At 65.5% G+C, this 8,475-nt stretch carries 7 protein-coding genes; 4 read left to right on the forward strand and 3 right to left on the reverse strand.

The window, feature by feature from the left end:
- Nucleotides 1-33 precede the first annotated feature (33 nt).
- Nucleotides 34-1,215 (reverse strand): acyl-CoA dehydrogenase family protein, encoded by a 1,182-nt coding sequence (locus BRX37_RS21635; RefSeq protein WP_017499264.1) that lies wholly within the window; start codon nt 1,213-1,215, stop codon nt 34-36.
- Between the two features lie 370 nt (nt 1,216-1,585).
- Here BRX37_RS21635 and BRX37_RS21640 point away from each other — a divergent pair, with 370 nt between their 5' ends.
- From BRX37_RS21640 to BRX37_RS21650, 3 genes are read left to right on the forward strand one after another with little or no spacing between them, the layout of a single operon-like run.
- Nucleotides 1,586-2,806 carry a cytochrome P450 gene (locus tag BRX37_RS21640; RefSeq protein WP_125989396.1) on the forward strand — a complete coding sequence of 407 codons (1,221 nt, stop codon included), beginning with the start codon at nt 1,586-1,588 and terminating at the stop codon, nt 2,804-2,806.
- Between the two features lie 17 nt (nt 2,807-2,823).
- Complete coding sequence (locus tag BRX37_RS21645; protein ID WP_004212347.1) at nt 2,824-3,015, forward strand: ferredoxin; 192 nt, start codon at nt 2,824-2,826, stop codon at nt 3,013-3,015.
- Entirely contained in the window at nt 3,012-4,481 is a 1,470-nt protein-coding gene (locus BRX37_RS21650; RefSeq protein ID WP_318276848.1) for a M20/M25/M40 family metallo-hydrolase, read from the forward strand. The genes BRX37_RS21645 and BRX37_RS21650 overlap by 4 nt, the downstream gene beginning before the upstream one ends.
- Here BRX37_RS21650 and BRX37_RS21655 read toward each other — a convergent pair.
- Nucleotides 4,445-5,920 (reverse strand): aldehyde dehydrogenase family protein, encoded by a 1,476-nt coding sequence (locus BRX37_RS21655; protein WP_125989398.1) that lies wholly within the window; start codon nt 5,918-5,920, stop codon nt 4,445-4,447. The two genes, BRX37_RS21650 and BRX37_RS21655, sit on opposite strands and share 37 nt — an antisense overlap.
- A gap of 26 nt (nt 5,921-5,946) precedes the next feature.
- Nucleotides 5,947-7,329, reverse strand: a complete 1,383-nt coding sequence (locus BRX37_RS21660; RefSeq protein WP_125989400.1) for an MFS transporter — start codon at nt 7,327-7,329, stop codon at nt 5,947-5,949.
- Nucleotides 7,330-7,693: 364 nt separating this feature from the next.
- Here BRX37_RS21660 and BRX37_RS21665 point away from each other — a divergent pair.
- Nucleotides 7,694-8,475 (forward strand): TonB-dependent receptor plug domain-containing protein (locus tag BRX37_RS21665; RefSeq protein ID WP_164522505.1); only part of this gene is annotated, 782 nt, incomplete at its 3' end.

Here is an 8,475-nt window from a genome sequence, read left to right on the forward strand (position 1 = left end):
GCATCCAGTCTTTTCTCTCGTCCTCGCCCATGCTCAGCCCGGCAGGCCCAGCGTGCGCTTGGCGGTGATGTTGTTCTGCACCTCGTAGCTGCCGCCGTAGATGGAGAAGGCCTTGCTGTGCAGCCAGGCGCGCGTCGCTTCCTTCTCGGCCGCGCTGTAGGGATCGCCGGCCCAGCCCAGGCCATCGGCGCCCATGATCTCGACCAGCAGTTCGGCCCGTTCCTGGATGATGCCGGACCACAAATTCTTGAGCGCCGAAACGCCATGGCTGGGGCCGCCATTCTTCGCTTCGGCTGCGAGCCGGCGAACGGTTGCCATATAGGCTTCATGCCGCATCGCATTGCGCACCAGCCGGGCGCGCAGGTCCGGGCTGTCGATCCGCCCGAGCGCGTCCGTGCCCAGATAATCGTGGGCCAGCGGGGCGAGGGGGGTGATGTCGGCCTTCACCTCCGACAGGCTGTTGCGTTCGAACTGCAGCAGCCGCTTGGCGATGGTCCAGCCTTGGTTGACCTCGCCCACCAGATTGCCCTTGGGCACCTTCACATCGTTGAAGAAGACTTCGCAGAAATGGGTCGATCCGCTGATGAGGACGATCGGCCGGGCCTCGATCCCTTCGGATTGCATGTCGACCAGCAGGAAGCTGATGCCGCCCTGCTTGCGCTCCGTATCGGTGCGGACGAGGACGAAGCACCAGTCGGCCTGGTCGGCGCCCGATGTCCAGATCTTCTGCCCGCTGACCAGCCAATGGTCACCCATGTCGATGCATTTGGTCTGGAGCGCGGCCAGGTCCGATCCCGCGCCGGGTTCGGAAAAGCCCTGGCACCAGCGCCGTTCATGGCTGGCGATGAAGGGCAGATGTTCCAGCTTCTGCGCTTCGTCGCCATATTCCAGCAGGGTGGGGCCAAGCATCATCGTGCCATAGCTGCGGATCGGGTTGAAACCGCCGATCGCGGCCAGTTCCTCGCCGATGATCTTGCCATGGGCTTCGGTGAGGCCGGCGCCGCCATAGCGCGGCGCCCAGGTGGGTACGCCCCAGCCCTTGTCGGTCATGCGCTGGCGCCAGAGCTGATAGTCGGCATTGGCGGCAGCAGCATGGGCGTCGCCCTGGAAGAGGAGGCCGGGCACATTGGTCAGCGCCGGCGGAAAATTCGCCTTCAGCCAGGCGCGCGCCTCCTGCCGGAATTCTTCTCTATCGATGGGCTCCATTTCCGCCATCCACTCACATCCCTGTTCTGCTCGAAAGGCGAGCGCGCCGTCCGGGTGTCACCCGTCGGGCTGCTCGCGGCTTTCGGATGGCCGCTCGCGATCCATGACCGATTCCTTAGGTCAATATTGCACAGGTGGCTAGTTATATTTTGCACTCAAGGATAATTTTCATCGGCAACGGAAATCGCGAATTTTGCGCAATATGGCGGAAAAGCGTGGAAATGCGGTGGTGCCCGTGCGCCGCGCGCGGGAAAATATCGTAACGACGATTGCCCGATTGACAGCCGGCGGCGTGCTCATAAACTATACCATAATGCAAAATTGATAAGGCCGGTCCGTCGTGGCGCGAGAACTGGCTACCGCTGCAGGAGAGCGTAGTATGGAGACCATGGCCGCCTGTCCGATCCCGGCGCATGTGCCGTCCGACATGATCGGCAATTTCAGCCTGTTCAGCTCGCCGGGGCTGGAGCCGACGCCCAATGGCGATCCGCAGGCGGCGAGCGCGGTGGTGCATGATGGACCGCGCATCTTCTATTCGCCGGTCAACACTCGCGACGGCAAGGGCACATGGGTCATCACCCGTGCGCAGGACCAGCGGCGGGTGCTGCAGGATCCCGAAACCTTCTCCAGCCATCGCAGCATCTTTGCCTCGGCACTGGGTGAAAGCTGGCCGATGATCCCGCTGGAGCTGGACCCGCCAGACCATGGCAAGTTCCGCTCGCTGCTCAACCCCCTGCTGTCGCCCAAGCGGGTGATGGCGCTGGAAACGGCGGTGCGCGAAAGGGCGAGCGTGCTGATCGACCGGATCGCGGCGTCGGGCACCAGCTGCGACGTGATGACCGATTTTGCCTTCCCCTTCGCGGTCAATATCTTCCTGCGCTTCCTGGGCCTGTCGGACGATAGGCTGGACGAATTTGTCGGCTGGGCCAATGACCTGCTGCATGGCGACAATGTGAAGCGGCCGGCGGCGGCGCGCACCATCGTCGCCTTCATCGACGAGCTTTCTGCTGATCGGCGCCGACAGCCGGTCGATGATTTCATGTCCTTCCTGGTGCAGTCGCGGATCGACGACCGGCCGCTGACCGACATGGAGATCAGGGGCACGGGCGTGCTGCTGTTCATCGCCGGGCTGGACACGGTGGCGGCCGCGATCGGCTTTGACCTCAACTATCTGGCGCGGCATCAGGCGGACCAGCAATGGCTGCGCGACGACCCCAAGCGGATCGTGCTGGCGGCGGAGGAATTGCTGCGCGCCTATCCGACGGTGCAGATGATCCGGGTTGCGACGAAGGACGTGGATTTCGAGGGCGCGCCGATCCGCAAGGGCGATTATGTGTCCTGCGCGACGATGATCGCCAATCGCGATCCGCTGGAATTTGCCGATCCCGCGCGCATCGACCTGGCGCGCGAGGATAATCGCCACACCGCCTTTGCCTATGGTCCGCATCGTTGCCTGGGGTCGCATCTGGCGCGGCGCGAGATCGTCGTGGGGCTGGAGGAATGGCTGAAGCGCATCCCGACCTTCCGCATCAAGTCCGGCACCGCGCCGGTCACCTATGGCGGCCATGTGTTCGGGATCGAAAACCTGATCCTCGACTGATCGCAGGAGGATGCGGCATGAAGATCATCGTGCATCGCGAGAAATGCCAGGGCCATGCCCGTTGCTGGGCGATGGCGCCCGACATCTTCGAGCTGGATGACGAGGGCTATATCATGCCCGGCGATATCGATGTGCCGGAAGAGCAGGAAAGGCTGGCCTGGATGGGCGCGAAATCCTGCCCCGAACGCGCGCTCGACATCCAGAAATGAGAGGCTCCCTGCTGGCCCTTGGCGGCCTTGTCGCGCTGGCATCCGGCCCGGCTATGGCGGCAGAACTGCGCCCCGACCAGATCGCCTTTCGCGATATCTATCGCGAACTGGTGGAAACCGACACCAGCGCGCCGACGGGTAGTTGCACCGTAGCGGCGGGCAGGATGCTCGATCGGCTGCGCAAGGCCGGGTTCGGGCCGGACCGCGCCGAGGTCTTCGTGCCGGAGGGGCATGAGAAGGATGGCGGCCTGATCGCCCGGATCGAGGGGAGCGATCCGCGCGCCGCGCCGATGCTGCTGGTCGATCATATCGATGTGGTCGCCGCCCGGCGCGAGGATTGGCCGCGCGATCCGTTCCGCCTGACCGAGGAGAAGGGCTATTTCATCGGGCGCGGGGTGATCGACGACAAGGCATTGTCGGCGATCTGGGTCGACAGCCTGATCCGGATGCAGGCGGCGGGATTTCGTCCCCGGCGCACGATCAAGGTGGCGCTGACCTGTGGCGAGGAAAGCAGCGATGCGGTGAACGGCGTCGACTGGCTGCTACGCAACCGGCGCGATGCGGTGCAGGCGGGCTTTGCCCTGAACGAGGGCGGCTATGGCATCAGCGACAAGGATGGCCGGCCGATCGCCCTCTATCTGGCGGTGGGCGAGAAATATGCGCAGAGCTTCACGATCGAGGCGCGCAACAGCGGCGGCCATAGCAGCCGGCCGCGTCCCGACAATGCGATCTATGACCTGGCCGATGCGCTGGCGGCGGTGCGGCGGCTGTTATTCCCGATCCGGCTCAACCCGACCAATCGCGGCTATTTCACCCGCATGGGGCCGATCGTCGGCGGCGTACTGGGGCAGGCGATGGAGCGGCTGGGGCAGGGGCAGGACGATGCCGCAACGATCGCGACGGTGACGGGCGACGTCACCTATAATGCGATGCTGCGCACCACCTGTGTCGCGACGCAGGTGGAGGCGGGCCATGCCGAAAATGCGCTGCCGCAGCGGGCGCAGGCGACGATCCAGTGCCGTCTGTTTCCCGGCGACAGGGTGGAGGATGTCGAGGCGCGGCTGCGCGCGGTCCTGCCGTCCGGCATTGCCCTGACGCGCAAGGGCGACAAGGGCGCGCCGGCCGTGCCGCCGCCGCTTGATCCGGAGATCATGGGACCGGCTGAAAAGCTGTCGCAGCGGCATTTCCCCGGTATTCCGGTGGTGCCCAACCTGCTGACCGCCGGCACCGATGGCCGCTATCTCAGCGCGGCGGGCATCCCGACCTATGGCGTGCCGGGCATCTTCCTCGATCCCGACGGCAATGGCGCGCATGGCGTGGACGAGCGCATCCGGGTGAAGAGCGTCTATGATGGACGCGACTATCTCTATGTGCTGATCCGCGCCTATGCCGAGGGAGGGGGGCTGACCAGCCCCTCGGTTGGCGCCGCTCAGGTGCGGATCCACACGCCCTTGGTCTGGAGATAGGCGTCGATATGTTCGGCGCCGCCCTCCCGGCCATAGCCGCTCATCTTGTAGCCGCCGAACGGGACTGACGGGTCCATGGCGAAATAATGGTTCACCCAGATGGAGCCGGCGCGGATGCGCTTGACCGCCGTCATGGCCTTGCCGATGTCGCGGGTCCACACCCCGCCGGCGAGGCCGAAACGGGTTGCGTTGGCACGGCCGATCACCTCGTCCAGGCTGTCGAAGGGCAGGATGCAGGAGACGGGGCCGAAAATTTCCTCGCGGGCGATCCGCATGTCATCCTTCACATCGGCGAAGATGGTCGGCGCGACCCAATGGCCCTTGTCGAGCGCGCCGCCGGTGACGCGATGGCCGCCGGTGACGAGGCGGGCGCCCTCCTGCGGGCCAAGATCGAGATAGGAGGAGACGCGGGCAAACTGCTTGGCCGACACCAGCGGGCCGATCACGGTTTCGGGATCGAGGCTGGGGCCGATCTTGAGATTGGCGGCGAAGGCGGCGATGCGCTGCACCATTTCCTCATAGACCGGCCGTTCGACGAACAGGCGGGTGCCGGCGGCACAGACCTGACCCGAATTGTTGAACACGCCCATCGCGGCGGCCGGGGTGGCGGCGTCGAGATCGGCATCGGCGAAGATGATGTTGGGCGACTTGCCGCCCAGTTCCATCGTCACCTTCTTCACCGATCCGGCCGAAGCGGCGATGATCCGCTGGCCGGTCTCGCACGAGCCAGTGAAGGCGATCTTGTCGACGTCGGGATGGGCGGAAAGGGCCGCGCCGGTCTCGCCCGCGCCGGTGACGACATTGACGACGCCGGGCGGCACGCCGGCCTCCAGGCAGAGTTCGGCAAAGCGCAGCGGGCTGAGCGAGGCATCCTCGGCCGGCTTCAGCACGATGGTGCAGCCGGTGGCGAGTACAGGGCCGATCTTCCAGGCGGCGCTGAACAGCGGGCCGTTCCAGGGGATGATCGCGCCGACGACGCCGACCGGCTCCTTCAACGTGTAGGAGAGAAGGTCGACGGGGAAGCTGTTGGACAGGGTCTCGCCATGGATGGCGGTGGCGGCGCCGGCGAAATGGCGCAGCGATCGCTGCAACATGCCGCGCAGCCCCATGGCGGCGGTGATCGGCCGGCCCATCTCGATCACGTCGAGCAGGGCGAGATCCTGGAACTCGGCATCGACCAGGTCGGCGAGGCGCAGCAGCACGGCCTGGCGCTCGGCCGGCTTGAAACGGCTCCATGGCCCTTCGAAGGCGGCGCGGGCAGCGCGCACCGCGCGGTCGACATCCTCGGCGCCGGCCAGCGCCAGATCGGCGACCAGTTCGCCAGTGGAGGCGCTGAAGCTCTGGAATGTCTTGCCGGACAGGGCGTCGACATGCTGGCCGTCGATCAGCAACTGCTTGGGCTTGCCGTCGATGAAGGCGGGGCGGCGGGTTTCGATCATCTTTATGTCCTTTCGGGAACAGCCGGTCAGACCGGCTCGCCTTCATGGGCGCGGCGCATCGAGGCGCGGCCGAGGGCGAAGAGCAGAGCGGCGGGCAGCAGCACGCAGAAGACGCTGGTAATGAGCGAGAGGCCCACCTTCATCTCGTCGCCCCATAATTTGTCGGTGACCAGGCCGATGAAGGCCGGGCCGCCGGCCATGGCGATGAGGCCCGATGCCAGCACATAGAGCGCCGAGACGCGGCCGCGCAGATAGGCCGGAGTGACGACCTGGACGGTAGCCGGCCCCATGCTCGCGGTCGACAGGATCAGCGCCATGAAGCACCAGTAGCAGGCGACCGTGGTCCAGGGGCTGGAGACCAGGAAGGCGGCGATGCCGAAGGGGGTGGCGGCCAGCACGGTCATCAGGCACCAGAAGAGATGCGCGTCCTTGCGCCCCCGGCGATAGAGGCGATCGACGGTCCAGCCATGGAGCGGGATCAGCGCCGCGGCAGCGATCTGGGCGATGCCGATCACCGGGCCGATCTGTGCCGGCTGCCAGCCATGGACGCGGGCGAGATAGACTGGCGTCCAGAGCTGGAAGCCGATGGTGGCGGCATAGGCGAGGCCGAAGCCGACGAAGGCGGCGGTGTAGAGCGGCTTGTGCCGGCGGATATAGGCCCATGCTTCGCCATAGCCCGCGCCCGCGCTCACGGCCTTGCGCCGGGGCGGCTCGCGGAACAGGAAGACGAGGAAGGCGAGCAGGATGCCGGGCGCGCCGGTCATGATGAACACCTGCTGCCAGGGCTGGAGTGTGCCGAAGATCGGCCAGCTGGCCGGACCCGCCTTCATCGCCGCGCCGACGATCGGGCCGCCCAGCAGGAAGACGATGCCCGCGCCCATGACGCCGCCCATGATGAAGACCGACATGGCGAGCGAGACGCGGTGCGGGGGGAAGCTGTCGCCGACGACCGAATAGCTGCCGGTGCCAAAGCCCGACTCGCCCGCGCCCACCCCGGCCCGCGCCATGGCAAGGCCGATGAAGCTGCCGGCGAGACCGCAGGAGGCAGCGGCGATGCTCCACACCGTGACCGACAGATAGAGGACGATGCGGCGGCTGAACCGGTCGAGCGCCATGCCGAGCGGAATGGCGCACAGGCAAAAGAGGACGGCGAAGGCCGGCCCCTGGAGCAGGCTGATCTGCAGGTCGGACAGGCCCAGATCCTGTTTGATCGGGCCGACCATCAGCGCCATGATGTTCCGGTCGGTCAGCGACAGGATATAGAGCAGGAACAGGATCGCGACCGTCAGCCAGCCCATGAAGGGGCTGGGATAATCGGCGGTGGCCGGGGCAGGGGACGGCGGCGCGGGGCTGTCGATCGACGCTGAGGGTGACGGCGAAGCTGACAGGGACAAGGCAGGTTCGCTCATCGACGGAACGCCCTGATTATCACCGATTCTCTGTTGCGCAGGCTCGACACCGACCTTCTCCATGCTGATCGCCGTGCCTGGTCCGCGGAGCGGCACGATCTGTTGCCGGCATAACGCACATTTTTGCACCGTAGGTCAATATGTGATGCGCCGCTTTTCGCGGCTTTATCCCTTGTCCCTAATAAGAAGGCCGGATTTCCGTTGCGGCAAGGCGGCAAATTCTTTTCGATCAAACATTTACCACTGGTGCAAAATTAGTTGACATCCACCGCTGGAGCGATAGAAATAAAAATGCACACCGGGATAATAATGACAGGTGTGGGCCAACGAGCCGACACATTGCGTCCAGGGAGAGGAAAGACCAATGTCCAAGCACAAGATTTTTGCGTCGTCGCTGGCGATCGGCGCCAGCATCGTCGCGATGACGGGCAGCGCCCTGGCGCAGGATGCGGCGGCGCCCGCACCGGCACCGGAGCAGGCCGCCGAGCAGGGTAGTGCCGCACCGGTCAGCACATCCGACATCGTCGTGACCGGCTCGCGCATCGTGCGCGATGGCTATACCGCGCCGACGCCGGTGACGGTGGCGACGACAGAGGAATTGTCGCGCACGACGCCGTCGAGCATTCCGGACGCGCTCAACAAGCTGCCGCAATTCTCCAATTCGCTCAGCCCGTCCAAGTCGGCGTCGAATTTCTCGAACGCGCCGATCCACGGCAATGTGCTCAACCTGCGTGGCCTGGGCACGCCCAGCGCCAATCCCAAGGGACCGCTGCGCACGCTGATCCTGTTCGACGGCATGCGCGTGTCGCCGACCGAATATATCGGCACGATCGACACCAATGTGCTGCCGCAGCTGCTGATGCAGCGGGTTGACGTGGTGACCGGCGGTGCCTCGGCCCAATGGGGCTCTGACGCGGTCGCGGGTGTCGTCAACTTCGTGCTCGACAAGAAATTCACCGGCATCAAGGGCGTCGCCCAAGCGGGCATTTCCGACGAGGGCGACAATGCCAACCAGCGCCTCGGCCTGGCGGTCGGCCAGGATTTTGCCGGCGGACGCGGTCATATCCTGCTGAGCGGCGAATATTCCAACAATGAAGGCATGCTGCGCAGCGATCGCGACTATGCGACCAAGGGCTATAGCTATGT

Origin of the sequence: Sphingomonas sp. S-NIH.Pt3_0716 (genome assembly GCF_003950715.1) — a bacterium.
GTDB classification, from domain to species: Bacteria; Pseudomonadota; Alphaproteobacteria; order Sphingomonadales; family Sphingomonadaceae; genus Sphingobium; species Sphingobium yanoikuyae_A.